28 protein-coding genes are annotated in these 23,414 nt (G+C 70.6%); 14 read left to right on the top strand and 14 right to left on the bottom strand.

What is annotated here, in order from left to right:
- Positions 1 to 17: 17 nt before the first annotated feature.
- The 3 genes from ACFV4K_RS24010 to ACFV4K_RS24000 form a co-directional block, all read right to left on the bottom strand.
- Complete coding sequence (locus tag ACFV4K_RS24010) at positions 18 to 509, bottom strand: peptidylprolyl isomerase (RefSeq protein ID WP_357085817.1); 492 nt, start codon at positions 507 to 509, stop codon at positions 18 to 20.
- Positions 510 to 724: 215 nt separating this feature from the next.
- Positions 725 to 1,111, bottom strand: coding sequence for a VOC family protein (locus tag ACFV4K_RS24005; protein ID WP_379277857.1), 387 nt, complete (start codon positions 1,109 to 1,111; stop codon positions 725 to 727).
- A gap of 10 nt (positions 1,112 to 1,121) precedes the next feature.
- The gene (locus tag ACFV4K_RS24000) at positions 1,122 to 1,934 is read right to left on the bottom strand and encodes a LysR family transcriptional regulator (protein ID WP_379277856.1); all 813 of its coding nucleotides are present in this window, start codon (positions 1,932 to 1,934) and stop codon (positions 1,122 to 1,124) included.
- Positions 1,935 to 2,001: 67 nt separating this feature from the next.
- Between ACFV4K_RS24000 and ACFV4K_RS23995 the strand changes: the two genes are divergently transcribed.
- A complete protein-coding gene (locus ACFV4K_RS23995; RefSeq protein ID WP_379277855.1) occupies positions 2,002 to 2,895 on the top strand; it encodes an NAD(P)H-binding protein in 894 nt (297 codons plus the stop codon).
- 22 nt (positions 2,896 to 2,917) lie between these two features.
- Here ACFV4K_RS23995 and ACFV4K_RS23990 read toward each other — a convergent pair whose 3' ends face one another.
- Genes ACFV4K_RS23990 through ACFV4K_RS23980 form a run of 3 tightly spaced genes read right to left on the bottom strand, consistent with a single transcriptional unit; the run spans position 2,918 to position 5,217 of the window.
- Complete coding sequence (locus ACFV4K_RS23990) at positions 2,918 to 3,775, bottom strand: fructosamine kinase family protein (protein WP_379277854.1); 858 nt, start codon at positions 3,773 to 3,775, stop codon at positions 2,918 to 2,920.
- A 41-nt stretch (positions 3,776 to 3,816) separates the two neighbouring features.
- Complete coding sequence (locus tag ACFV4K_RS23985; RefSeq protein ID WP_379277853.1) at positions 3,817 to 4,605, bottom strand: helix-turn-helix domain-containing protein; 789 nt, start codon at positions 4,603 to 4,605, stop codon at positions 3,817 to 3,819.
- Between the two features lie 36 nt (positions 4,606 to 4,641).
- Positions 4,642 to 5,217: a sugar O-acetyltransferase gene (locus tag ACFV4K_RS23980; RefSeq protein WP_379277852.1), complete on the bottom strand. Its 576-nt coding sequence runs from the start codon at positions 5,215 to 5,217 to the stop codon at positions 4,642 to 4,644.
- A gap of 30 nt (positions 5,218 to 5,247) precedes the next feature.
- Here ACFV4K_RS23980 and ACFV4K_RS23975 point away from each other — a divergent pair, with 30 nt between their 5' ends.
- The 3 genes from ACFV4K_RS23975 (at position 5,248) to ACFV4K_RS23965 (ending at position 7,912) form a co-directional block, all read left to right on the top strand.
- Positions 5,248 to 6,141 (top strand): TIGR03619 family F420-dependent LLM class oxidoreductase, encoded by an 894-nt coding sequence (locus ACFV4K_RS23975; protein WP_379277851.1) that lies wholly within the window; start codon positions 5,248 to 5,250, stop codon positions 6,139 to 6,141.
- A gap of 91 nt (positions 6,142 to 6,232) precedes the next feature.
- Positions 6,233 to 6,586 carry an iron chaperone gene (locus ACFV4K_RS23970; RefSeq protein WP_379277850.1) on the top strand — a complete coding sequence of 118 codons (354 nt, stop codon included), beginning with the start codon at positions 6,233 to 6,235 and terminating at the stop codon, positions 6,584 to 6,586.
- Between the two features lie 117 nt (positions 6,587 to 6,703).
- The gene (locus ACFV4K_RS23965; protein ID WP_379277849.1) at positions 6,704 to 7,912 is read left to right on the top strand and encodes a hypothetical protein; all 1,209 of its coding nucleotides are present in this window, start codon (positions 6,704 to 6,706) and stop codon (positions 7,910 to 7,912) included.
- Here ACFV4K_RS23965 and ACFV4K_RS23960 read toward each other — a convergent pair whose 3' ends face one another.
- The 3 genes from ACFV4K_RS23960 to ACFV4K_RS23950 form a co-directional block, all read right to left on the bottom strand.
- Positions 7,913 to 9,571, bottom strand: a complete 1,659-nt coding sequence (locus tag ACFV4K_RS23960; RefSeq protein ID WP_379277848.1) for a DUF4153 domain-containing protein — start codon at positions 9,569 to 9,571, stop codon at positions 7,913 to 7,915.
- Positions 9,572 to 10,202: 631 nt separating this feature from the next.
- Positions 10,203 to 11,207, bottom strand: coding sequence for an ATP-binding protein (locus ACFV4K_RS23955; protein ID WP_379277859.1), 1,005 nt, complete (start codon positions 11,205 to 11,207; stop codon positions 10,203 to 10,205).
- A gap of 41 nt (positions 11,208 to 11,248) precedes the next feature.
- Positions 11,249 to 11,926, bottom strand: a complete 678-nt coding sequence (locus tag ACFV4K_RS23950; protein ID WP_379277847.1) for a response regulator — start codon at positions 11,924 to 11,926, stop codon at positions 11,249 to 11,251.
- Between the two features lie 119 nt (positions 11,927 to 12,045).
- On the opposite strand from ACFV4K_RS23950, the gene ACFV4K_RS23945 reads away from it, so the two are divergent.
- From ACFV4K_RS23945 to ACFV4K_RS23930, 4 genes are all read left to right on the top strand, one after another.
- Positions 12,046 to 12,597 (top strand): hypothetical protein, encoded by a 552-nt coding sequence (locus ACFV4K_RS23945; protein ID WP_379277846.1) that lies wholly within the window; start codon positions 12,046 to 12,048, stop codon positions 12,595 to 12,597.
- A 143-nt stretch (positions 12,598 to 12,740) separates the two neighbouring features.
- Complete coding sequence (locus ACFV4K_RS23940) at positions 12,741 to 13,337, top strand: copper chaperone PCu(A)C (RefSeq protein WP_379277858.1); 597 nt, start codon at positions 12,741 to 12,743, stop codon at positions 13,335 to 13,337.
- On the top strand, positions 13,330 to 14,559 hold the full coding sequence (locus ACFV4K_RS23935; protein ID WP_379277845.1) for a Dyp-type peroxidase: 1,230 nt from the start codon (positions 13,330 to 13,332) through the stop codon (positions 14,557 to 14,559). The genes ACFV4K_RS23940 and ACFV4K_RS23935 overlap by 8 nt, the downstream gene beginning before the upstream one ends.
- 70 nt (positions 14,560 to 14,629) lie before the next feature.
- Positions 14,630 to 14,965: a YnfA family protein gene (locus ACFV4K_RS23930; protein ID WP_379277844.1), complete on the top strand. Its 336-nt coding sequence runs from the start codon at positions 14,630 to 14,632 to the stop codon at positions 14,963 to 14,965.
- A 153-nt stretch (positions 14,966 to 15,118) separates the two neighbouring features.
- On the opposite strand, the gene ACFV4K_RS23925 is transcribed toward ACFV4K_RS23930, so the two are convergent.
- Positions 15,119 to 15,754, bottom strand: a complete 636-nt coding sequence (locus tag ACFV4K_RS23925; RefSeq protein ID WP_379277843.1) for a TetR/AcrR family transcriptional regulator — start codon at positions 15,752 to 15,754, stop codon at positions 15,119 to 15,121.
- 118 nt (positions 15,755 to 15,872) lie between these two features.
- Between ACFV4K_RS23925 and ACFV4K_RS23920 the strand changes: the two genes are divergently transcribed.
- Both ACFV4K_RS23920 and ACFV4K_RS23915 read left to right on the top strand, forming a co-directional pair.
- Positions 15,873 to 17,318: an MFS transporter gene (locus ACFV4K_RS23920; protein WP_379277842.1), complete on the top strand. Its 1,446-nt coding sequence runs from the start codon at positions 15,873 to 15,875 to the stop codon at positions 17,316 to 17,318.
- Positions 17,315 to 18,001 carry an SGNH/GDSL hydrolase family protein gene (locus ACFV4K_RS23915; protein ID WP_379277841.1) on the top strand — a complete coding sequence of 229 codons (687 nt, stop codon included), beginning with the start codon at positions 17,315 to 17,317 and terminating at the stop codon, positions 17,999 to 18,001. The genes ACFV4K_RS23920 and ACFV4K_RS23915 overlap by 4 nt, the downstream gene beginning before the upstream one ends.
- Before the next feature lie 97 nt (positions 18,002 to 18,098).
- On the opposite strand, the gene ACFV4K_RS23910 is transcribed toward ACFV4K_RS23915, so the two are convergent.
- Positions 18,099 to 18,449: a hypothetical protein gene (locus tag ACFV4K_RS23910; RefSeq protein WP_213555781.1), complete on the bottom strand. Its 351-nt coding sequence runs from the start codon at positions 18,447 to 18,449 to the stop codon at positions 18,099 to 18,101.
- A 206-nt stretch (positions 18,450 to 18,655) separates the two neighbouring features.
- On the opposite strand from ACFV4K_RS23910, the gene ACFV4K_RS23905 reads away from it, so the two are divergent.
- Positions 18,656 to 19,642: a glycosyltransferase family 9 protein gene (locus ACFV4K_RS23905; protein ID WP_379277840.1), complete on the top strand. Its 987-nt coding sequence runs from the start codon at positions 18,656 to 18,658 to the stop codon at positions 19,640 to 19,642.
- Here ACFV4K_RS23905 and ACFV4K_RS23900 read toward each other — a convergent pair.
- Positions 19,639 to 19,959 carry a DMT family transporter gene (locus ACFV4K_RS23900; RefSeq protein ID WP_379277839.1) on the bottom strand — a complete coding sequence of 107 codons (321 nt, stop codon included), beginning with the start codon at positions 19,957 to 19,959 and terminating at the stop codon, positions 19,639 to 19,641. The two genes, ACFV4K_RS23905 and ACFV4K_RS23900, sit on opposite strands and share 4 nt — an antisense overlap.
- Positions 19,960 to 20,129: 170 nt before the next feature.
- Positions 20,130 to 20,456, bottom strand: a complete 327-nt coding sequence (locus ACFV4K_RS23895) for an ArsR/SmtB family transcription factor (RefSeq protein WP_379277838.1) — start codon at positions 20,454 to 20,456, stop codon at positions 20,130 to 20,132.
- A 182-nt stretch (positions 20,457 to 20,638) separates the two neighbouring features.
- On the opposite strand from ACFV4K_RS23895, the gene ACFV4K_RS23890 reads away from it, so the two are divergent.
- Both ACFV4K_RS23890 and ACFV4K_RS23885 read left to right on the top strand, forming a co-directional pair.
- Positions 20,639 to 21,343 (top strand): M23 family metallopeptidase, encoded by a 705-nt coding sequence (locus ACFV4K_RS23890; protein WP_379277837.1) that lies wholly within the window; start codon positions 20,639 to 20,641, stop codon positions 21,341 to 21,343.
- A 193-nt stretch (positions 21,344 to 21,536) separates the two neighbouring features.
- A complete protein-coding gene (locus tag ACFV4K_RS23885; RefSeq protein WP_379277835.1) occupies positions 21,537 to 22,577 on the top strand; it encodes a hypothetical protein in 1,041 nt (346 codons plus the stop codon).
- Here the strand turns inward: ACFV4K_RS23885 and ACFV4K_RS23880 are convergent.
- Positions 22,528 to 22,854, bottom strand: coding sequence for a hypothetical protein (locus ACFV4K_RS23880; RefSeq protein WP_033086730.1), 327 nt, complete (start codon positions 22,852 to 22,854; stop codon positions 22,528 to 22,530). The two genes, ACFV4K_RS23885 and ACFV4K_RS23880, sit on opposite strands and share 50 nt — an antisense overlap.
- Before the next feature lie 196 nt (positions 22,855 to 23,050).
- Here ACFV4K_RS23880 and ACFV4K_RS23875 point away from each other — a divergent pair, with 196 nt between their 5' ends.
- A complete protein-coding gene (locus ACFV4K_RS23875) occupies positions 23,051 to 23,386 on the top strand; it encodes an RNA polymerase-binding protein RbpA (RefSeq protein WP_213555785.1) in 336 nt (111 codons plus the stop codon).
- Positions 23,387 to 23,414 lie beyond the last annotated feature (28 nt).

Genomic DNA, 23,414 nt, shown 5'->3' with positions numbered 1-23,414 from the left:
GAATTGTCGCGAGTAGGTCAAACCAGCTCGGCGGACAGGATGGTGATGGCCTCGACCGGCACATCCTGGTGGCCGGACTTGTTGCCGGTCTGCACACCCTCGATGGCGTCCACGACGGCTTCGCCGTCGACGACCTTGCCGAACACCGCGTACCCGAAGCCGTCCTGGCCCGGGTAGTTCAGGAAACCGTTGTTGCTGGTGTTGATGAAGAACTGCGCGCTGGCCGAATGCGGGGCCGAGGTGCGCGCCATGGCGACGGTGTACTTGTCATTCTTCAGGCCGTTGGCGGCCTCGTTCTCGACCGTCTGCGGGGCCGGCTTCTGCTGCATGTTCGCAGTCAGGCCGCCACCCTGAATCATGAAGTTCGGGATCACGCGGTGGAACACGGTGTCCGCGTAGTGGCCCGACTTCACGTAGTCGACGAAGTTGGCAACGGTCTTCGGTGCCTTGGCGTCGTCCAGTTCCAGGGTGATGTCCCCGGCGGAGGTCTTCAGGAGCACTTTGGTCATGTTGCCCATCGTATGGGAGCGCCCAATCCAGCGACCGAGCGGCATCGAATACCCGCTCCCCTCTTCGAGGTTCGCTGGTGATGGGTGTGGTCAGGAAGGTGTGTGCGGTGGTGAGTGTCGGAGATGGTTCGAAATAGAGCTACATGCGCAGATGCGCATAGTTCTATTTCCTAATGGTCGATTCAGAAGGTCCCGGCGAGTCCCGGGACCCAACCTCACGCTTCGTGCAGTTCGAGCGGCAGCCCGTCGGGATCGGCGAAGAACGCGAACCGCTTCCCCGTGTACTCGTCGACCCGCTCCTCCTCCACGGCCACTCCCCTCCCCCGCAGCCCGGCCAGGGCCTCCCCCACATTCGGCACCACGAACGCCAGGTGCCGCAGGCCGGCCGCCTCGGGGCGCGAGGGGCGTGGCGGTGGCTCCGGAAACGAGAACAGCTCCAGCTGCCCGCCATCCGGCAGGGCGAGATCCAGCTTGTACGAGCGTCTTTCGGCCCGATAGTTCTCCGCGAGAATCCGCAGGCCGAGAATTTCGGTGTAAAACGACTTCGACTTCTCGTAATCCGACGCGATGATCGCAACGTGGTGAATTCGCAGCAGCTGCACCTCGGCAACGCTAGCGCACACCATTTCGCAAGGCGGGAATGGCGAGGTCCAGGAATTCGCGGACGAGTTCGGCCGGGTCGGCGGTGACGGCCAGGCAGGTTTCGGAGCCGGGGGCGTCGGTGACGGGGCGGTGGACGAGGTCGGGGCGGACGTAGGCGCGGGCGACGCTGCGGGGGACGATGAGGAGGCCGTGGCCGGAGGCGATGAGTTCGAATTTCTCCTCGAGGGTGGGGGTTCGGCGGGCGGCGACGTCGAGCATGCGTTCGCCGTCGAGGTCGGCGAGGGTGAGTTCGGGGCGCGTGGCGAGGGGGTGCGCGGCGGGGAGGCAGGCTACGCCGGGGTCGTGGCCGATGGGGATGACGCGGAGGCCGGTTTCGTCGAAAGGCCTGCGGAGGTAGGCGATCTGGGCGCGGCCGTCGCGCAGGGGTGCGTCGCGTTCCCACCAGCGGGCGGGGACGACGTCGGTTTCGACGTCGGGGTGGCGGGTGGAGAAGTCGCGGAGGATCTCGGAGACGTGGAGTCCGACGGAGAAGGCGACGACGAGGCGGCGGACGCCGCGGTCGGCGTTGTGGACGCGGCGGACGGCGGCGTCGACGGCGGCGAGGATGCCTTGGGCTTCCTCGTAGAGCTGGTGTCCGGCGGCGGTGAGTTCGACGCTGCGGGTGGTGCGGATGAGCAGGGTGCAGTCGAGTTCGCGTTCGAAGGCTTTGATCTGGCGGCTGAGGACGGGTTGGGCGATGTAGAGCTGTTGCGCGGCGCGGCCGAAGTTGCGGTGCTCGGCTACGGCGGCGAAGTAGCGGAGCTTGCGCAGGTCCAGATCCATACCCTCACGGTATCAATTGTTGGAAAGGGTCTTGGACGTCGCGGCGGCCGGTCACGAGACTCGAAGGATGATCGTTCTTACCGCTCCCACCGGGCACATCGGTGGCCAGTTGTTGCAGATGCTCTTCGAAACCTCTACTCGCACCGATGAATTGCGTGTGATCGTGCGTGATCCGGCGAGGTTGCCGGAGTCGGTCCGGTCCCGGATCGATGTCGTTGCCGGGTCGCACGGTGATCCCGATGTGGTGGATCGGGCGTTCGCCGGTGCGGACGCGGTCTTCTGGCTGGTTCCGCCGGATTCCGCCGGGGCGAGTCTGGATGCCGCGTTCTCCGGGTTCACCCAGGCCGCGGCGAAGGCGTTCAGAGCGCACGGGGTCGGGCATGTGGTGGGGGTGTCCGCGCTCGGGCGCGGTACGGCGGTGGCGGGTCGTGCCGGGCATGTGACGGCGTCGCTGGCGATGGACGACCTCATCGCGGGTTCGGGTGTGGCGTATCGGGCGCTGGCCAACCCGTCGTTCATGGACAACCTGGTGTGGCAGGCGAACTCGATCCGCGAGGACGGGGTGTTCACTGGCACGGTGCCGGCCGATCGCAAAGCCGCGACGGTGGCGACGCGTGATATCGCGGCGGCGGCCGCGGGTCTGCTGCTGGACCGTTCCTGGTCGGGCGCCGGGGAGGTGGCGTTGCTGGGGCCGGAGGACCTGTCGCCGAACGATATGGCGGACATCGTGTCCGAGGTGCTCGGCCGGCCGGTGCGGTACGAGCGTCAGTCTCTGGAGCAGGCTCACGCCGGGCAGATCGCGCGTGGGGTGAGTGATGCGATGGCGACCGGGTTCGTGGACATGATGCGTGCCAAGAACGAGGGTCTCGATGATGGGGTGCCGCGCGCGGAGGCGGCCGCGAGCCCGACGACGTTCCGTGCGTGGGTTGAGCAGGTCCTGGCTCCCGTGGTCGGTGGCTGACCGATCCGGGAGAGCTGAGACGTCAGCCCGCGAGGGCTGAGGCCGCGGCGGCGAGCAGCATCCCGCGATAGGAACCGCCGAAGAGCACCACGTGCACCAGCAGGGGATGCAGCTGGTGCAGTGGGACCCGTTGCCGCCAGCCCGAACTCAGGGGTGCGGTGTCCTGGTACGCGCCGAGGATGCGGTCGAGGTGGGGCGCGCCGAACAGGGCGAGCATGGCCAGGTCCGTCTCCCGGTGTCCGCCGTGTGCGGCCGGGTCGATGAGCAGTGCGCGGCCGCGCGACCACAGGATGTTTCCGGACCAGAGGTCTCCGTGCAGGCGGGCGGGTGGTTCGGGTGGTCCGGCGAGGTCGGTGATGCGGTCGATGACGCGTTCGATCAGTCGTTGGCCGTCGCGGCCGAGTTCGGGGGCGGCGGCGGGGAGGTAGGGGGCCAGGCGGTGTTCGGCGTACCAGGTTCCCCACTCCCCTGTGCCGGGCGTGTTGTCCAGGGGCAGGGTCGCGATGTATCCGGGCCAGGGCGCTCCGAGTGTCTCGGGGTGGAGAGTGTGCAGGGTGGCGAGGTTGTGTCCGAGGTGTTCGGCGGCTGTGGGGTCGGCGGGTTGTGGTGGCTGCCAGGGCAGGACGAGCATGCGTTCGTCGGCGGCGACGACGGTGGGGACGAGGCCGGCGTGCCCGGTGGCGAGCCAGCGCAGCCCGGCGGCTTCGGCGGTCAGGATTCCGTCGATGCCGGAGTCGGTGTCGTCGATGGCTTTGACGAACAGTTCTCGTCCGTCGGTCATGTCGGCGCGGTGGAGGGTCCAGGCGTGGCTGTGGCCGAGTGGGTGCAGGTGCGCGACGGGGGTGCCGGTGAGGTGGGCGAGGTGCGCGGGCACGTCCATGGATCCTCATTGTGCGGTATCGGACCACCCGCGCGGACCGACTAGTCGGATGGAGTGAGTCGTTCCCGGAGCAGGGTCGCGGTGGCGGCGTCGGCGGGCAGGAACGCTTCGATGGCGAGTTCGGCGACGGTCACGTTCATGGGTGTGCCGAAAACCGTGGTGGCGCTGAGGAAGGCGAGTTCGTGTCCGTCGAGCCGCATTCGCAGCGGCACCACGGCCTGGTCGGGTTCGGGCAGGCCGGGGCCGTCCTCGCCGCCGGGGTAGGTGCGCATTTCGTCGAGCAGGTCGGTGAGTTCGGGTGATCCGGTGACGTCGATCTGGCGTTGCAGCCGTTCGAACAGGTGTCCGCGCCATTCGGCGAGGTTGATGATGCTGCCGGCGAGGCCGTCGGGGTGCAGGGTCAGTCGCAGGGCGTTCACCGGTGGGCGCAGCAGCGCCGGGTCGAGTCCGTCGAGGAACAGGGCGATCCCGGCATTGGCGTCGATCATGGTCCAGGTGGCGTCGATGGCGAGGGCGGGGTGGGGTTCGAGGCCGGTGAGGATCTGCCGGACGGCGTCGCGGATAGGGCGCATGGCGGGGGTGTCGAGTTCGGGTTCGGCGTACACGGGGGCGTATCCGGCGGCGAGCAGCATCCGGTTGCGTTCGCGCAGTGGGATGTCGAGTTCGTCGGACAGGTGCAGCAGCATGTGGCGGCTGGGGGTGGCGCGGCCGGTTTCGATGAAGCTCAGGTGCCGGGTGGAGGTGTCCGCGCGGCCGGCGAGCTCGAGCTGGCTGAGCCGGCGCGCGGTGCGCCAGTGTCGCAGCAGGTCGCCAGCGGTGGGTGTCGCCATCCCCCGATCCTACGAACGATCAACCACGCCAAGCCATTACCCCGCGGGTAATGCTGACAGTTCGCGGATGACGCGGGCCGGGTTGCCCGCGGCGAAGACCCGGGCGGGCAGGTCGCGGGTGACGACGCTGCCCGCGCCGACGACGGTGTTCGCGCCGATGGTCACGCCCGGGCAGACGATGACTCCGCCGCCGAGCCACACATTGTCGCCGATGCTGATGGGTGCGGCGGTTTCCCAGCGGGCGCGGCGCAGTTCGTGATCGTCCATCGGGTGCAGGGCGGTGAGCAGTTGGGCACGCGGGCCGATGGAGACGTCGTCGCCGATGGTGACCGGGGCGCAGTCGAGGATGATGGCGTCGTAGTTGAGGAAGCTGTTGCGGCCCAGCCGGATCAGGCGGCCGTAGTCGCATTGGAAGCGCGGTATGATCCAGGAGCCCTCGCCGATGGCGCCGAGCAGTTGTTCGAGTACGGCGCGCCGTTGTGTGTCCTCCCCGGCGCGGGTGGCGTTGAAGGTGTCGAGCAGTTCTTGGCAGCGGCGGCGTTCGGCGACGAGTTCGGGGTCGTTGTCGCGGTAGAGCTCGCCGGCGAGCATGCGGTCCTTGTGTTCACCCACGCTCCCATCCTGTCTGGTATCACCGGAAGGGTGAAAATTGGCTTCTCGCTTCCACAGTTCGGTGCCCAGGCCCGGGAGGGCGCACGGATCGCGCAGTACGCGACCGCGTTGGAGGAGGCGGGCGCCGACAGTGTGTGGGTGGGTGACCGGCTCATCGCCGCCACCAACCCGTCGGTCGGGTACGGCGGGACCGACCGGATTCCGGACGAGTTCAACGCGGTGCTGGATCCGTTCCTGGTGCTGGGGATCGCGGCGGCGGTGACCGAGCGGGTGCGGTTGGGCGCGAATGTGCTGATCGCGCCGATGTATCGGCCCGCGCTGCTGGCGCGGTCGCTGACCACGATCGATGTGGTGAGCCAAGGGCGACTGATTCCGGGGTTCGGGATCGGGTGGTCGCCGGAGGAGTACGCGGCCGCGGGTGTGCCGTTCGCGCAGCGCGGGGCGCGGCTGGACGAGACCCTCGACGCGCTCGAGGCCATCTGGTCCAGCGACCCGGCCGGGTACGAGGGCCGGTTCGTGTCGGTGCCCGAGCATCGCAGTGCGTTGAAGCCGGTGCGGCGGCCCCCGATTCACCTGGGCGCGTTCAATCCGGCCGCGTTGGCCCGCATCGGGCGGCGTGGGGACGGGTGGCTGCCGGTGGTGCCGGTGCCGGGTCCGCCCGGGTGGGGCAAGCAGCTGCTGGCTTTGCGCGGGCTCATCGACGACGCGGCGGTCGCGGCGGGTCGTGATCCGGCCGCCATCGGGACGGTGCTGCGGGTGAACGTGGCCGCGGGCACCGATCTCGAACAGGTGGCGCAGACCGTCGAAACGGTCGCGGCCGATACCGGATTCGACGACTTCTTCATCGATCTGCTCTATGTCACCGACTCCGTCGACGGCATGCGGGACGCGGCGTTGCGGCTGCTGGAGCGGCTGAACGGCTGAAACGCCTGGCATCGATCCGGCGCGGGCGGGCAGCCCGGTACCGTCGAAGCGGACGAAGCTCTCTCCCCGAGCCACGGAAGGGTGGCCGTACATGACAGAGCCCGCGACCGTCGACGACTACCTGGCCGCCCAGCCCGCCCCGGCCCGCGCCGCCCTTGAGAAGATTCGCGCCACCATCCACGCCGCCCTGCCCGACGCGTCGGAGACCATCAGCTACCAGATCCCCGCGGTCCAGGTGAACGGCAAGGCCGTCATGTATTTCGCGGGCTGGAAGACCTTCCTGTCGGTGTACCCGGTGCCCACCGGCGACGACGGGTTCCAGCGGGCGATCGCGCCCTATCTGAGGGGCAAGGGCACGTTGAAGTTCCCGCTGCGCGACCCCATCCCCTACGACCTGATCGGGGATGTCGCGGTCCGGCTGGCCGCGCAGCGCGGAGGCCGCTGACCTCGGGACGGGCGTAACCGGCCGACAACGGGCATACTCGATCCCGTTGTGCCACAGGGCCGCCGGGCGACCGTCCGGGAACGCGGCCCGGGTTCGTGTCGAAGGGAGTCCCATCCGGTGCGGTTGCGGGCGAATCCGGTCGTACTGGCCGGAGTCATCGGGGTCGGAATGCCGGTGCTCGCCGCGGGGGTGATCGCGGGGCTCACCATCGACGACGGTGACAGTGGGCCGGACTCGGCGACCAGAACCACGACCACACCGGAGGCGGCGAGTCCCCGCCCCACACCTGCGGCGCCGACCGCGACCCCGGCGGCCACGCTCGCCGCGGCCCCGGATCCGGTGGGCTTCCAACCCGATTCGATCAACTTCGTCTCCGCGGACGAGGGCTGGGTGCTGGGCCGCAGCTATCCGTGCCCGGCCCTGCTGTGCCAGGCGTTGCGGCACACCACCGATGGCGGGCACACCTGGCGGGAGATGCCGCTCCCGGCCCCGCTGCGCGACGCCGGTCACCATGGTGGATGGGTGAAGTTCGCCGACGCCCGCAACGGCTGGATCGGGACCCGCGACAAGCTGTTCGCCACCCACGACGGCGGAACCAGCTGGCGCGAGACCGATATCGACATCAAGACGGCGGAACCGGCGTGGTCGCTCACCGTGGCCGAGGGCGCCGTCTGGGTGGCGGCGGCGCGAGCCGATGAGCAGACCGCGGTGTTCACCAGCCCGATCACCCGCGACGCGTGGACCGGACCCGTCGAGGTCGCGGTGCCCGGTACCGGCGGCCCCTACCCGGTCCCCGTGGTGTCGGCTGCCGGAAGCCGGGCCTGGATGGTGGTCACCGGCCGCGGCAGGAACGGCGCCCGAATGGTCGACGGCGCCTGGACGCCGTGGCAGCTGCCGTGCGGGAGCAGCGGGCCCGACGACTGGCACGCGGTATCGGAGAAGCGGCTCGTGGCGCTGTGTGGTCTCTCGGCGTCCGCCGACGGCAGCGCCGCCCGGGTGGTGACCTCGGTCAACGGGGGTGTCACGTTCACCGAGACCGGGCAGCTGTCCCCGTCACGGTCCGCCAAGGCCGTGTTGCTGCCCGCCGATGCCACCCATCTGGTCGCCGCCGTCGACGAACGCCTGCTGACATCCACCGACGGCGGCGAGACCTGGACCACCGTCTACACCGCGCCCGACCGCGGCTGGCAGCCGGTGTCGGGTGAGTTCGTCACCGAGACAACCGGTTTCGTGGTGCTGAGCCGCCCCGGAAACGGACCGGTGCCCACCATGATGCTCGCCACCCGCGACGCGGGTCAGAGCTGGACACCGGTCAGCTTCGGCTGATCAGCGGGTCGCGGTCGCGCGCGAGTAGTTCCAGCCCTGCCAGGAATCGTCCTTCAGGCGTTCGCGGACGGCATTCGCGATGGCGGAGCGCTGGGGCTCGGGCAGCCGGTCGGTGGCGGGCAGCACGTCCGGGGACAGGTCCGACAGGTAGTGGGTGTCGAGGCGCTTGCCCGACTGCCAGCGTGCGATATTGCGGTCGGCGACGAAGCCTTCCGGGTTCAGGACCGACAAGGCGAGCAGGGTCGTCAGGGCGGCGCCGACGGCCACGCGCGGCACCCAGTACCGGCGCAGGCGCACCAGGCCGGCGAGCAGCATCAGGTACACCAGGGCGATCCAGCCTTCGAACACCTCCACCAGCAGCCGCAGCAGGGTGAACCCGTACGCCTGCTGATAGGTCCACATGCGGTGCAGCGCCGACGCCACGATCACCAGCACCAGGCCGATCACCACGGCGATCGCGATCCGCAGCCAGCTGCGCTCGGTGACACCGTCCTGCGCGGCGAAACGCAGCACGACACCGATCACGGCGAGGGTCAGCAGGCTCACGACCGACAACTGCCAGAAGCCGCTGCGCGCGTACTCGGCGTAGGTGAGGCTCGCGGTGCGCTGCACATAGCCGTCGCCACCGAACAGCACCGCCACCTGGGTGGCCACGAACGCCGTGAACACGATCGTCAACGCGCCCACCGGGATTCCCCACTCCAGCAGCGAGATCCGGCGCGCGACCCGACCCCGGTCCCGGCCCGGCAACGAGTCGTCGTCGACCGCCGCCGGAGGCGGACCGGCCAGCAGGTACAACGCGCCGGTCACCCCGGACCCGGCGACCACGAACACCGCGACCCACCGGATCACCGCCGGAACGTCGACGGCCGGGATCAGCCCGTCCACCAGACCCGCGAACACCGCGTCGGCGCCCGCCAGCAGCGGCACCATGATCAGCAGTAGCGCGGCAGCCGCACCGATCGACCACCACACCCGCTGGGTGCCCGTCCCCGCCCGCTCCCGTGTACGGGTCATCGCCCGATACAGCCACGGCCACGAATTCAGGCCCGCGAACGGCACCGCGAGCGCGTCGAACCAGGCCCCGTAGGCCGACCGCGGCACCACCGCCAGCGATCCGGCGACCGCCGCACCGGCCAGGCACAGCACGAAAAGCCAGGGCGCGGCGCGGAAAGCACCCACCGACAGCAGGGCCAACGCCACACCCGTCCACCAGACACGACCCCAGGGCACGTCCGCGAGACCAGCGGGCAGCAGGCCACCGATACCCGTGACAAGACCAGTCTCCGTCGACGACGGTGTTTCGGCCGCTGTCTGATCGGCGTGGGAGGCACCGACGCCATGGCCGTCACCGGTGTCTGCGACACCATCGCGGGCTGGGCTGTCGGCGCGGGCTGCGCTGTCGCTCGCGACATCGTCCCGGGCGTCACCGCGTTCACCCGCTCCGCTCAGGCCCGTCTCCGGTCCCTCGTCCACGCGGCCGACGTCACTCCGGTCCGAGTCGTCCTCGTCGTCCCACTCCGCGTTCCGCGCCGCGCGATCGACCGCGTACACCGTGCCGGTGATCGCCAGTCCGGCGAGCAGCCATCCGATGCCGGGACGATCCAGGGGTACCAGTACCGCGGCCGCACACCCCGCAGCGGCCGTGGCGGCAAGCAACCCGTTCGGCGCCGGAACCCGCTCCGACCGCGACGGAATCCGTTGCGGCGCAGCACGAAAGGGCCACGGCGCAGCGGATTGCGGAACCGTGGCGGGATGGGGCTGCCACGCGCCCGGCCACGTGGTCGGCCACTGCGCGGGACCACCGGCTCCCGCCGGCGCCGTACCCGCCATCGCGGGCGCCGGCGGCGGTACCGCCGCCGCCGAGACGAGAGGTCGGATCGGATCGGCGAGTGCAGGGTCGGCAATCGCCCCTCCCACCACGGGCACAGCCGGGTTCTCGGTGGCCGCGGCCGGTTCGGGAACAGGCGCGGCGGCGCGCTCGGTCGATGCCGCCGGATCGAGGTCGGCCGGAGCAGGCCCCTCCGCCGATCGCGCCGGATCGGCAGCGCTTGCGGCTGATTCGACGGTCGACGCCACCGCAGGGGCGACAGGCGCGGCTGATTCGACGGCCGGAGTCTCCGGTTCGGTGGCGGAGGAGCTCGCCGATGCCGGTGCCGTGGGATCGGGAGGTGGTGTGGGCGTGGGTTTGTCGGGCATGGGTTCCTCCATCGGGTGTGCGGGACCGGCCCGGGGAGCGCGGTGCGCCGCCGGGGTTCCGGTCGGGATTGGGTGAGAAGTGCCTGTTTGGTCAGGGTGGGGGCAGGGTGATGCGGATGCGGGAGCCCGGGTCGGCGACGGCGATGGTGCCGCCGTGCAGGTCGACGATCCAGCGGGCGATGGCCAGACCCAGGCCGGTGCCGCCGCCGCTGGCGCGGCCGCCGCGGGTGAAGCGTTCGAAGACGCGGGCGCGTTCGGCGGCGGGAATGCCGGGGCCGTCGTCGGAGACCTCGATGACGATGCGGCCGTGGAAGGTATGGGCGTGGACGCGGACCTCACCGTGGGCGGGGCCGTGACGGGTCGCGTTGTCGAGCAGGTTGAGCAGCACCTGGTGCAGGCGGGCGGGGTCGGCGTGCACGGTCAGACCGGGGGCGACGGCGACGGTGAAGCGGACCGGACGGTCCACGGCGGCGGCCATCACCTCCGCTTCGGCGACCACCTCGCTCAGCAGCGGCTCGAGGTCCACCGGTTCGCGGTCCAGGCGCACCGCGCCCGCCTCGATGCTCGACAAGGCGAGCAGTTCCGACACCAGCAGGCTCAGCCGCTGGGTCTGGGCGAGGGCGGTGCGCAGGGTCGCCGGATCCGGTTGGGCGACACCGTCGACCAGGTTCTCCAGCACCGCGCCCAGGGCGGTGATCGGGGTGCGCAGTTCGTGGGACACATTGGCGATGAACTCGCGCCGCTGCTGATCGGCGGCGGCCAGGTCGGCGGCCATCTGATTGAACGCCACCGCCAGCTGGCCGACCTCGTCGCGGGAGGTGGCGCGCACCCGGCGCGAATAGTCGCCCTGCGCCATATGTTTGGCCGCGGCGGTCATCTCCCGCAACGGCATCGTCATCCCGTGGGCCAGCACCTGGGAGATCAGCAGCGCGAACACCATGGCGACGACGGTGGCGCGCGGCGGCAACACGCCGATGCGGATCGCGAAGTAGCCGAACGCGGCCGTGCCGGAACCGACCATGAGGATCGCCAGTTTCGCCTTGATCGACGGCACCCGGTCCAGAGGCCGCGGCAGGCGCGCCGCCACCCGGTTCACGAGCGCCCGCACCCCGCTCACCGGAGCCGCGGTCTCGCCGATCATCGGGTCTCCAGGGCGTAGCCGACGCCGTGCACGGTGCGAATGAGGTCCGCGCCCAGCTTGCGGCGCAACGCCTTGATGTGGCTGTCCACCGCACGCGTGCCCGAGGCGTCGGCCCACCCCCACACCTCGCTGAGTAGTCGTTCGCGCGCGAGCACCGTGCGCGGGCGCCGCGCCAGGTGCACGAGCAGTTCGAATTCCAGTGGCGTGAGCTGGGTTTCGCTGTCCGCGCGCCACACCCGCCGTTGATCGGTGTCGATGCGCAGGTCACCGACGAGGATGGTGGCCACCGTCGCGGCGGTGCGTTCCACCCGGCGCAGCAGGGCGTGGACGCGGGCGGCGAGCACCCGCATGGAGAACGGTTTGGTCAGATAGTCGTCCGCGCCGACGCCGAGCCCGACGAGCATGTCGGTCTCGTCGGTGCGGGCGGTCAGCATGAGCACCGGGACCGGGCGGCGCGCCTGGATGCGGCGGCACACCTCGAGTCCGTCGAAACCGGGCAGCATCACATCCAGCACCACCAGGTCCGGATCGCCGGCCGCCTCGGCCGCCACCCCGGCGGGACCGTCATGGGCGATGTCGACGACGTAGCCCTCGGCGCGCAGGCGGGCGGCGATCGATTCGGCGATGGTCGGCTCGTCCTCGACCACCAGGATCCGGCGCGCACTGGTTTCCATGCAGCCGACATTAGGCAAGCGGCGTGGAGATCGAACGCGGCGCGTGTGGAGATGTTGTGGAGACCCAGGTCATACCACCTGGAAACATCGACGACGACACGACGTCGTAGCATGACGCGGTGCGCTCACCGACGGATCACACCGCGCGCCTGCGCGGCGCTGCCGTCGGCGTGTCCTCGGGGGCGGTCGCCATTCTCGCGCACGGACTCGGCGGTGGCGCGACCCTGTCCCAAGGCTCGGCGCTGCCCCTGCTGGTGGGCGCGTGCACGGTGATCGGGGTCGTGGTGGCGACGCTGCGGCCACGCTACGGGCTCGCCGGGACCATGGGTCTGCTGGCAGCCGGCCAGGCCCTCGGGCACGCGGCATTGTCGATGTCGCCCGGGCACCATCATCATTCGACGTCTGTGGGCATGCTGATCGCCCACCTGGTGGCGATCCCGGTGGGCGCGCTCGTTATTCGCGCCGCCGAGACCGGCCTGCGCCGGGCCGTCACCGGCGTGCGGCGGTTCCTGCTCGCGCTCGGCGCGATCCTCACCCCGCCGACACGACCCGTGCACGCGCGGGTCGCCGATGATCGGGCCGAAGCACGGCGTCTGCTGGTCAGTCCGGGGATCGGACGTCGCGGCCCGCCGGTGGCCGCCGCCTCGTCCACCCACCTCGCGCCGATCTAGGTCCGCGACACCCGTTTTCCCACGCCGTCGATGAGCTCTACCGGCTCGCTCGACAATCAGCGCTGCGCCGACCGGGGTTCGCCGGGACCGATCCGGGGTGGTCCTTCCTTCACCCCTGACCTACGGAGTACCCCATGTCCCAGATGCCCCTCTGCCACGGATTCCGGTTGCGCACCGGCGGGTTCGCGCGCCGCGTGGGCGCGGCCGCCGCGATCTCGACCCTGGCGCTGCTGCCCGTCGCCTGCTCCAACTCCCCGTCCGCCTCCGATGCCGCGGGCACCGCCGCCGAGCAGATCACCCTCACCGATCAGTGGATCAAGGCCGTCCCGACCGTGAACCCCGCCGAGCACCCCATGTCGGGCGCGTTCGGCGTCTTCCACAACAAGTCCGACAAGCCGGTCAACCTGGTCGCGGCCACCAGCCCCGCCTCGGAGACCGTCGAGATCCACGAGACCGCGCCCAACGGGGCGGGCGAGAAGATGATGCGCCCCAAGGCCGGTGGCCTGGTCATCCCCGCCCACGGCGACGCCACCCTCGCACCCGGCGGCGACCACCTGATGTTCATGGGATTGAAGGCCCCGCTGCGCACCGGCTCGGAAACGCCCATCACGCTGACCTTCTCCGACGGCTCGACCACGACCGTCACCGCGCAGGTGCGCGACTTCGCGGGCGGCAAGGAGAGCTACCAGCCCTCCGGCGACGGCGCGGGTTCCGCAGACAAGGCCGCCCACGGTGGCTGACCCGGCACAATCCCCCGCGCGGGTGTCGCGGCGGCGACTGCTGGGCGGCGGGGCCGTCGCGGCGGGCGCGGCCGGCGTCGCCGGGATCGGCTGGGGCGCGGCCACACTCACCCACCGTGAGCACGACCGCGACCCCGGACTGGACACCGTCGCCTTCCACGGCGCCCACCAGGCGGGCATCGCCACCGAACCGCCCCGCCACGCCACCTTCGCCGCCTTCGATCTCGCGCCGGGCGCGGGCCGCGAGGACATCATCGGACTACTGAAGATCTGGACCGATGACGCCGCGCGCCTGACTCAGGGCAAACCCGCGCTCGCCGACACCGAACCGGAACTGGCCGCCCGGCCCGCCCGGCTCACCGTGACGGTCGGGCTCGGGCCGGGACTGTTCACCGCCGCCGGGCTCGACGCGCACCGCCCCTCCTGGCTGAAACCCTTGCCGCCGTTCACCATCGACCGGCTCGATCCCGCCTTCTGCGGCGGCGATCTGCTGGTGCAGGTGTGCGGGGAGGAGGCCACCACGGTCGCGCACGCGGTGCGGGTGCTGTCCAAGCATGTGAAATCGCTGGTGTCGATCCGATGGGTGCAGCGCGGGTTCCGGGACGCGCCGCGCGGGCAGACCATGCGGAATCTGATGGGGTCGGTCGACGGGACCGTCAACATCGCCCCGGCCACACCGGATTTCGATCGCCTGGTGTGGGACGACGGGGCACGGCAGCCGTGGCTCACGGGTGGCACGTCGATGGTGTTGCGGCGCATCGCCATGAACCTCGACACCTGGGACGAGCTCGACGCCGACGGGCGCGCCCTCACCGTCGGGCGCACCGTCGACACCGGCGCACCCCTGTCGGGTGCCCGCGAATTCGACCAACCCGATTTCGCGGTGACCGACCGGTACGGCATCCCGAAGATCCCGCCGTCATCGCACATCGCGCGCGCCCACCACGCGCACGACGGGGAACGGTTCCTGCGCCGCGGCTACAACTACGACGACGCGCCCGCACCCGGGCAGGTGTCGAAGTCGGGGCTGCTGTTCGCGTCGTTCCAGCGTGATGTCGACGCCCAGTATCTGCCGGTGCAGCAGCGGCTGGCCGAGTTCGACGCCCTCAACCAGTGGACCATCCCGGTCGGTTCGGCGGTGTTCGCCATCCCGCCCGGGGTGCCCGGGCCGGGCGGCTACCTCGGGCAGCGACTGTTCGAGAACGCCCCGGCGCGACCGTGATCGGCCCCGGCCGGACCGCACACGAGGCGGTCCGGCCGGGGATCGCGCCCGGACTCTAGGGTGTGCTCCCATGACCGTGTTGCGATCGATCGTGTTGTTCGGGCTGGCCGCCGTCGCCGAAATCGGTGGCGCCTGGCTGATCTGGCAGGGGGTCCGGGAGCACCGCGGCTGGGCGTGGATGGGCGCGGGCGTGATCGCGCTCGGCTGCTACGGGTTCGTCGCCACCCTGCAACCCGACGCCCACTTCGGCCGGATCCTCGCCGCCTACGGTGGCGTGTTCGTAGCGGGATCACTGCTGTGGGGCATGGTGTTCGACGGATTCCGGCCCGACCGCTGGGATGTGATCGGGGCGCTGGTGTGCGGGCTGGGGGTCGCGCTCATCATGTACGCGCCACGCCCGGCGTGAAACACACCGATGCATTGCTCCACGTGAAACCGGCTGCGCTCGAACTGCATTCACGCATTCCACGCATTCAGGTCGAGGGTTGACGATCAGTGCATCGAGTGCAATAAAGCTATGCGCGAACCGATTACGAATGCCCGCAGGTCACGGCCATGATCACCGCTGCGGTGCGGAACCGAGCAGGCCGTCGATGATCGCGCGCGCCGTCGGCAGCGCGGCCTCATCACCCAGACGTGTCGCGGTGTTCGCCGCCGACACCACCGCGTCGAACTGGAACGCGACCGCTCGCGGATCCAGTCCGGTCATCGCGCCCTGCTCCTGGGCGCGGCCGATCTCCTCGACCAGCACCGTGAACCAGTCCTCTCGATCGGCGGCCAGCGCGTCGCGCACCGGGCCGGGACGACTGTCGAACTCCGGCTGGCACGCACCCCGGAAGCAGCCACCGGGCAGCACCGGCTCACCGATGTAATCGAACCAGCGGTCCATCAGCGCGCGCAACCGCGGCAGGCCCGGGTCCGCGGCGAGGGCCGGGCGCACGACAGTGTCGATGAACACCTCGCGCGCGGCGGCCACCGCGGCCAGTTGCAGGTTCTCCTTGCTGCCGAACAGGGTCGCCACCCCGGATTTGCTGACCCCGAGGTCCTCGGCCAGCCGCCCCAGACTCAACCCCGTCAGCCCTTCGACCGAGGCGACGTCGGCGGCGTGCCGGGCGATGCTCGCGCGGGCCCGCGCGCCCTTGAGCCGACGCTGATCGGAAATCTCCTGGTCGGAAGCGCGCACCGGTTCGTCCATGAACCCATCCTCGCATCACCTGTTGCGTAAACGCACGATCGGTCGTACTTTTCAACAATACGAACGATCGTGCGTACTGTTTTGATCCCGCTCCCGACCGCCACGCAGAGAGCCCGTCATGACCGACACCACCCACCGGCCGAGCGCCGACACCTCCCCACCCGCACCCACCCGCACCCCCGCGACCGCCTCCGCCGACTCCGGCCGCGCGGCCAAACTCGCGCTGCTCGTCGCCTCCGGCGCGGCGTTCATGTCCTTCCTCGACCTGTCCGTGGTCAATATCGCCTTCCCCGAGATCACCCGCGACTACCCCGACACCGCCGCCGGCACCCTCACCTGGGTGGTCAGCGGCTACGCCGTCGCCTTCGCCGCCCTGCTCACCCCCGCCGGGCAACTCGCCGACACCCTGGGACGCGGCCGCGTATTCCTCACCGCCCTGGCCGGATTCGCCCTCACCTCCCTGCTGTGCGCCCTCGCACCCGGCGCCGAATGGCTCATCGCCGGACGATTCCTGCAAGGCGGCACCGCGGCCTTCCTCATTCCCGCCGGACTCGCGCTCGTCCTGAGCAGCAGCCCACCCGAACGCGTCGGCACGGCCATGGCCGCCTGGACCGCCGCGGGCGGATTCGCCGCGACCGTCGGCCCGGCCGTGGGCGGGGCACTCGTGGACTGGTTCGGGTGGCGGTCGGTCTTCGTCATCAACATGCCCGTCGCGGCCGCGCTCATCGCCGCCGGATGGCGACTGGCCCGCGGCGAACACCGCCAACCGCACGGACTGCCCGATCTACTCGGGGCCGTCGCCACCGGACTCGGTATCGGCACCGTCGTCGCCGCGGTCACCCAAGGACAGCAATGGGGGTGGACCGACGCCCGCACCCTGGGCAGCGCGCTGATCGGGCTCGTCCTGCTGAGCCTGGCGTTGTGGCGGTCGCGGCGGCATCCGCGCCCGGCCATCGCCATCGGACTGTGGCGCAGCCGCGCCTACGCCCTCGTCAACGCCGTCTCGTTCGTGTTCGGCGCCACCATGTTCGCGTGGCTGCTGGCCGGACCGCTGTGGCTCGACGCCATCTGGCAGTACTCCGTGCTGGAGTCCGCGGCGGCCATGAGCATCGGCGCGGTCGCCTCCATGATCACCGCGGTCCTCGCCGGCCGCGCACCCGTGCCGTGGCAACGCCGGCTCGGAGTGCTGGGCGCGTTGATGTTCGCCGCGTCCACCTTGTACATGAGCACCGGGGTCTTCGACACCGAACCCGCGCTCTGGTCCGGGTGGGTGCCCGCCGGAATCCTGGGCGGCGGCGGCATCGGCATCCTCGTCACCGTGCTGGGCACCGCCGCCGCGCGGGCGCTGCCCCCGCAGCGGTTCGCGGCCGGGGTCGGCATGAACATCACCGCCCGCCAATCCGGCGGCGCGCTCGGCGTCGCGCTGCTGGCCGCGGTGTTCGCCGCCCATCCCGGGCAGCCGCTGACCGCCTTCCACACCCTGTTCGCGTGCTGTGCCGCCATCGCCGTCGTCACGGCCGTGCTCGCGGCGCTGCCCGTCCGCACCGAGGAGACCCCCTCATGACCGACCGCACCGAGAACACCGATCCCTACACGCTCTCCGATACGGCGGCCGCCGCCATGATGCGCGCGGTGGGGTTCCGCCGCCTCGCCGTCATCGGCGACTCCACCGCCGCGGGCACCGGCGACCCGTGGCCCGGCTACGAAACCGTGTCGTGGGCGGACCGATTGGGCCGCTGGCTGCACGCCGCGCACCCCGACGCCGTCTACCTCAACACCGGTGTGGTCGGTGCGGTCATCGCCGACGTGCGCGCCGGGCAACTGTCCGCGCTCGAGGAGTTCGGGCCGGATCTGGTGGTGGTCTCCTGCGGCGGCAACGATCTGTTCCTGCGCGACGCCGGCCCGCTGACCGTGGAAGCCGATCTCGACGATCTGTGCGCGAGCGTCGCCGCCACCGGCGCGCGGCTCGCGCTGTTCACCCTCGCCGACGCCTTTGCCGGGCGACTGGCCCCGCTGCGGCCGCGGTTCGCCGAGTTCGCGCAGTCGGTCCGCCGCATCGCCCGCCGCCGCGACGCCGTCCTCACCGAGTTCTGGGACCATCCCGCGCGGCTGCGTGAGGACTGGCTCTCGGCGGACCGGATCCACCTCACCATGGCCGGGCACGCCGTGGTCGCGGCCGAACTCGCCAAGAGCCTGGCCCGTCACCACGCCCGCGAGGTGCCGCCCGAACTCATCGGACGGCCCTGACCCCGAAACGCCCGATGCCGCATCGAGTGCACGTACGCACCCGATGCGGCATCGCCGTCATTTCATAATGTCGTCTCGAAAGCCCTCTCGCGGACGATCACTTCCAGAGGGCGGCGATCAGCACGTTCAGGATCGCCAGGCCACCCGCGGCGTGGGTCATCCACGCGACCTCCTTGCCGCGCTTGGCGTCGGCGCGACCCATCTCGGCGAACGCGGCGACCGCCACGGCCACCACCAGCTTGGTGATGATCTTCGCCATGTTCGGGTCCTTGTGCAGCGAGTCGATCGACTCGGCCATACCCACCAGGATCACGCCGGTGAGGACCTGCACGCGCGCGCCCCACACCATCAGTTCCGACACGCGCGGCTGCGCGGCGGCGTACCCGCCGACCACGGCCGCCATACCCAGCAGATGAGCCGTCACCATGAGGTTGTAGACGAAGGTCATGGGTGTCACGGTAGTCGATCGGAACCCCACAACGACAGCCGGTAGTACCCGCGATTTTTCGCGAATCGGACAGGGAGGCACCGACTGTCCGTGCGGACCGGTCCGAGGGTTTCGCCCCCGGACAGGCCGGGTAGTCCTCACCCGATGGTCCCCGCACGTGGTGGATCAAGGCGTTGTGGGCAGCGTGGCCGGCTAGGAGAGGTTCAGTGGCGGTTGTACTAGTGCTGCGAGCACGTGGACTCGGTGATCTGCTCACCGCTGTTCCCGCGTTGCGCGCGTTGCGCCGGGCCCGGCCCGGTGACCACATCGCACTCGCCGCCCCCCATCGCCTCAAACCGATCGTCGACCTCATCGCCTGCGTCGACGAGATGATCCCGGTCAGCGACTTCGGGCTCCGCTGGGACGGCCCCGCGCCCGCGCTGGCGGTCAACCTCGACGGCCCCGGCGCCGAGGGCATCGTGGAACTCTCGCACACCCGCCCCGACCGCATTCTGTCCTACCGCAATCCGGCCTTCCCCGACCTCGCCGGACCCGCCTGGGAACCCGATATGCACGACGTGGACCGCTGGTGCCATCTGCTCGAATACGACGGCATCGCCGCCGACCGCCGCAACCTCGGCCTGGTGCCGCCAGTCGCCACCACCAGCCACCGCGACGCCGTGGTCGTCCACATCGGCGCGGGCGCACCCGCCCGCCGCTGGCCACCCGACCGGTTCGCCGCGGTGGTCCGGCACCTGCTGGTGCAGGACCGCGAGGTCGTGCTGACCGGTGACGAATCCGAACGCGAGACCGCGTTCGGCGTCGCCTCCCGCGCGGGACTCTCACCGGCGCGGGTCCTCGCGGGACAGCAAAACCTCATCGAACTGGCCGCCACCGTCGCCGAAGCCGCGCTCGTGGTCTGCGGCGACACCGGCGTCGCGCACCTGGCCGCCGCCTTCGGCACCCGCACCGTGCAGCTGTTCGGCCCCAACCCGCCCAGCCGCAGCGGACCGCCCCCGCACCTGCTCGGCCGCCACGCCGTGCTGTGGGCCGGACAGTCCGGCGACCCGGACGCCGACGTCATCGACCCCGGACTGCTGAAGATCGGTGTCCCCGAGGTGATCAACGCCGCCGACAAGCAACTGCGCAAACGCCCCTGGCCCGGCACCGGCCTCGACCGCCGCACCCAGCAGGCCTACCGGCGCGTCGGCTAGACCCCCGTATCGGTGGCGGGCACCCGCGGATCCCGTTGCCCGGCCGCCACCGCGATCGGGCCCAGGAACTCGATGGCCACCGCGGTCCCGAGCGGAATCCGCGCGATCGCCTCATAGAAGGCGATGTTCATGCCGAGGGTGACCACCCCGAACCCGGAGGCCACCAGCACCGCGCGGCGTGTCCAGCGGGCGCGCCACGGCCGTCGCCAGATCAGCAGCGCCACCCCGGCCGCCGCGGCCCGCAGCCAGGCGACCGTCGCCGGCTCGACCGTGTCGAACAACCGCACACCGATCGCGGCACCCGCGTACAGCGACACCCCGCTGACGATAAAGACCACAGGGACCGACCAGCCGGGCAGACCCACGCGACGTTGCCGCTGCACTCCGACCGACGCACCCACTCGACACCGTATCGCCCCCTCGAGCAGGCGGGCCGCGGCACGGCCGGGCGCTCCCGACCTGCGGTACGCCAACGCGTCGGGGCCGACTACTCCCCTTCGGGTGCGGCCTTCGCCTCGGACAGGGCAGCCGAGTAGGCGGCGATGGCGCTGGGCCAGAACTGCTCGAGATAGTCGCGGGCGTCGGCCAGGCCGCGCGGGTCCAGGGAGTACAGGCGGCGATTGCCCTGCGGGCGCACCATCACCAGGCGGGCCTCGCGCAACACCTTCAGATGCTGCGAGACCGCCGAGCTGGTCACGCCCAGGGCCTCGGCGATCTCACCGACGGCCTTGGGGCCTTGTGGGAGGGACTCGAAGACCGCGCGCCGGGTGTCGTCGGCGAGCGCGCTGAGCACCTTCACTCCATTAGTGGGCACTTACATAGAGTGCCGCCAGGTCGATCACTGGTCAATACACGCGTTATCGACACAAGCCAACGTCATCACAGAATTACCTGCGTGTCGTTATCACTCTGTAACCGTCGAACTGGGCTTTTGTATCAATGTGACGGTCGCAACAGGGTTTCTTAACGCGAGCTGAGATCTCGTAGCTTCGAGACATGCCCGTAACCGATTCGTTATCCCGCTTCTGGGGAACCAGCCGATACCGAGCAGCCGCGACCCGTGCCGTTGCCGTGACCGCCCTCGTCGGCGCGTCCATGGCCGCCCTCGCCGCCACCAACCCCGACGTCGCGCACGACTCCGTCGCCAACGCCGCCGTCGTGGAAGGCCAGTTCACCGCGTTCACCCCGCCCGAGGCCCAGCAGCCCCAGATCGTGCCGCAGGAAGTCGTCGACTACCTCAACGGCCTCAAGATCCCGCTGCCGCCGCTGCCCGGCATTCCGCCCGCGCCGGCCCGGCCCGCCACCGTGCGGCCCGTCGACGGGCCGCTGACCTCCGGCTTCGGCATCCGCTGGGGCGCCATGCACGCCGGCATCGACTTCGGCGACGGCTTCGGCACCCCGATCCGCGCCGTCACCGACGGTACCGTGATCGAGGCCGGCCCCGCGTCGGGCTTCGGCCTGTGGGTGCGCGTGCAGCAGGACGACGGCACCATCGGCGTCTACGGCCACATGCAGGACATCCTGGTCGGCGTCGGCCAGCAGCTGCGCGCCGGCGACGTGCTCGCCACCGTCGGCAGCCGCGGCTACTCCACCGGCCCGCACCTGCACTACGAGGTGCACACCGCCCCCGGCGCGCCCATCGACCCGATCGGCTGGCTGGCCGGCCGCGGCGTCGACTTCGGTGTCGCTTCCGCGGACTAGACCCACCGAACCCCCTCGGCCACTCCGAGCACCGATGAGGGGTGCACGGATCGGTTTGTGCGACAACGTCGTCCGCACGATGGGAAACGGCCCCGGCGCTACCGCCGGGGCCGTTTCTCATACCCGGGTACGGGGTGGCCACACCACCGCCGGGGGACGTGCGCCGGCGGATCGCGAACCTACCGTCAGCCCCATGACCACGCTCGATCGTCCGACGCTCGCGCCGCTCACCGACCCCGCCCCCAGCCGCCGACTGCACCGGCCCCTGCTCGCCACCACCGCCGCCATGGCCGCCATGGCCCTGTTCTCCCTGTGCGCCATGGTCTTCGACGACCGCTCGCTGCTCGGCGAGACGGTGTGGCTCAAACCCCTCAAGTTCGCCATCGCCATGGTCCTGTACTGCGGCACCCTGGCCTGGCTGGTGTCCTTCCCGCACCGCGGGCAGCGCCTGACCTGGTGGATGGGAACGGTCTTCGCCGTCACCGCCGTCGCCGACGTCGGGTTCGTCGTCGTGCAGGCCGCGCGCGGCACCTTCAGCCACTTCAACACCGAGACCGACGCGTTCAACACGATCGGCCAGAAGGTGTTCATGACCGGCGTACCGGGACTGTTCCTGGCGAATCTGGTGATCGCGGTGACCCTTTCGTGGCAGCGCGTCACCGACCACCCCACCTCCATGGCCATCCGCACCGGCCTGGGCATCGCGGTCTTCGGGATGGCGCTGGGCTACACCATGGGCTACAGCGGCAAACAGCACACCACCGACGCCTACGGGCATCCGGTCACCCTGGCCGCCGGCCACACCGTCGAACACGGGCAGCCGAGCGTCCGCGACGGGCTCGCGGGCATGCCGGTCACGCACTGGAGCACCACCGGCGGTGACGTGCGGATCGCGCACTTCGCGGGCCTGCACGGCATCCAGCTGCTCATCATCGCCGCCATCGTGCTGGCCCGCCTCGCCCCCACCGTGGGGTGGCTGCGCGCCGAACGCACCCGCGCCCGGCTGATCGGGGTGCTCGCGCTCGGCTACACCGGCCTGGTGGCGACGCTGCTGTGGCAGGCGCTGCGCGGACAGCCCGTGACCTCGCCCGATGCCGAAACCCTCACCGCGCTCGGTCTTGTCGCCGCCGTCACGGCCGCGGGGATCGCGATCGTGTACACGCTGAGCGGACACACCGGCCGACTCAGCGCAGCCGTTCGGCCTCACGGGTCAACGCCACCAATGTCGCGGTGAGATCGGCGAGTTCGATCATCTCCGCGCCTTCGGAGACCGCGGTGGCCACGTCCTCGGCGGCACAGCGGGCGGCGAACCAGCGGTCGGACAGATCCGACACCTCCTGGGCGCTCAGGACCACCGAATCCTCGGGAATACCGGTGCCCTTCACACTGTTCCGATGCTCGTACGCCCGCTGGCGACACGATTGCCGGCAGTACCGGCGGCGGCGTCCGATCTCCGATTCGGCGATCTCCCGCCCGCACCACTGGCAGCAGGACAGCACGCGTCGAGACATGGTCCGAGACAATAGCGGTTTCCGGCCCCGACCGGGTGCAGTGGCACGCCGCAGCAAACCGGGCGACCCGCACGGGTAGGATGGCAGGGTTCTCCCCACGGGAACCGAAACGTGCGCGGCGGCGTTGACACTACGTACCGCAGCTGCAGAAACACTGAAGTAGAACATTGCCGACAGGCGAGAAGGGACCGCACTCATGGCAGATCGCGTACTCCGGGGGTCTCGGCTCGGAGCGGTGAGCTACGAGACCGACCGCGACCACGACCTGGCGCCGCGTCGGATGGCGCGGTACCGCACCGACAACGGCGAGGAATTCGACGTCCCGTTCGCCGACGACGCCGAAATCCCCCCGACCTGGCTGTGCCGCAACGGCCAGGAGGGCACGCTCATGGAGGGCACCACCCAGGAGCCCAAGAAGGTCAAGCCGCCCCGCACCCACTGGGACATGCTGCTCGAGCGTCGCAGCAAGGAAGAGCTCGAGGAGCTGCTGCAGGAGCGCATGGACTTGATCAAGTCCCGCCGCCGCGGCTAGCCGCACAGCGACACGACAACACGGGTCC

Source organism: Nocardia sp. NPDC059764, from assembly GCF_042732555.1.
Taxonomy (GTDB): Bacteria; Actinomycetota; Actinomycetes; order Mycobacteriales; family Mycobacteriaceae; genus Nocardia.
This window is presented reverse-complemented; position numbering and strand designations above follow the sequence as displayed.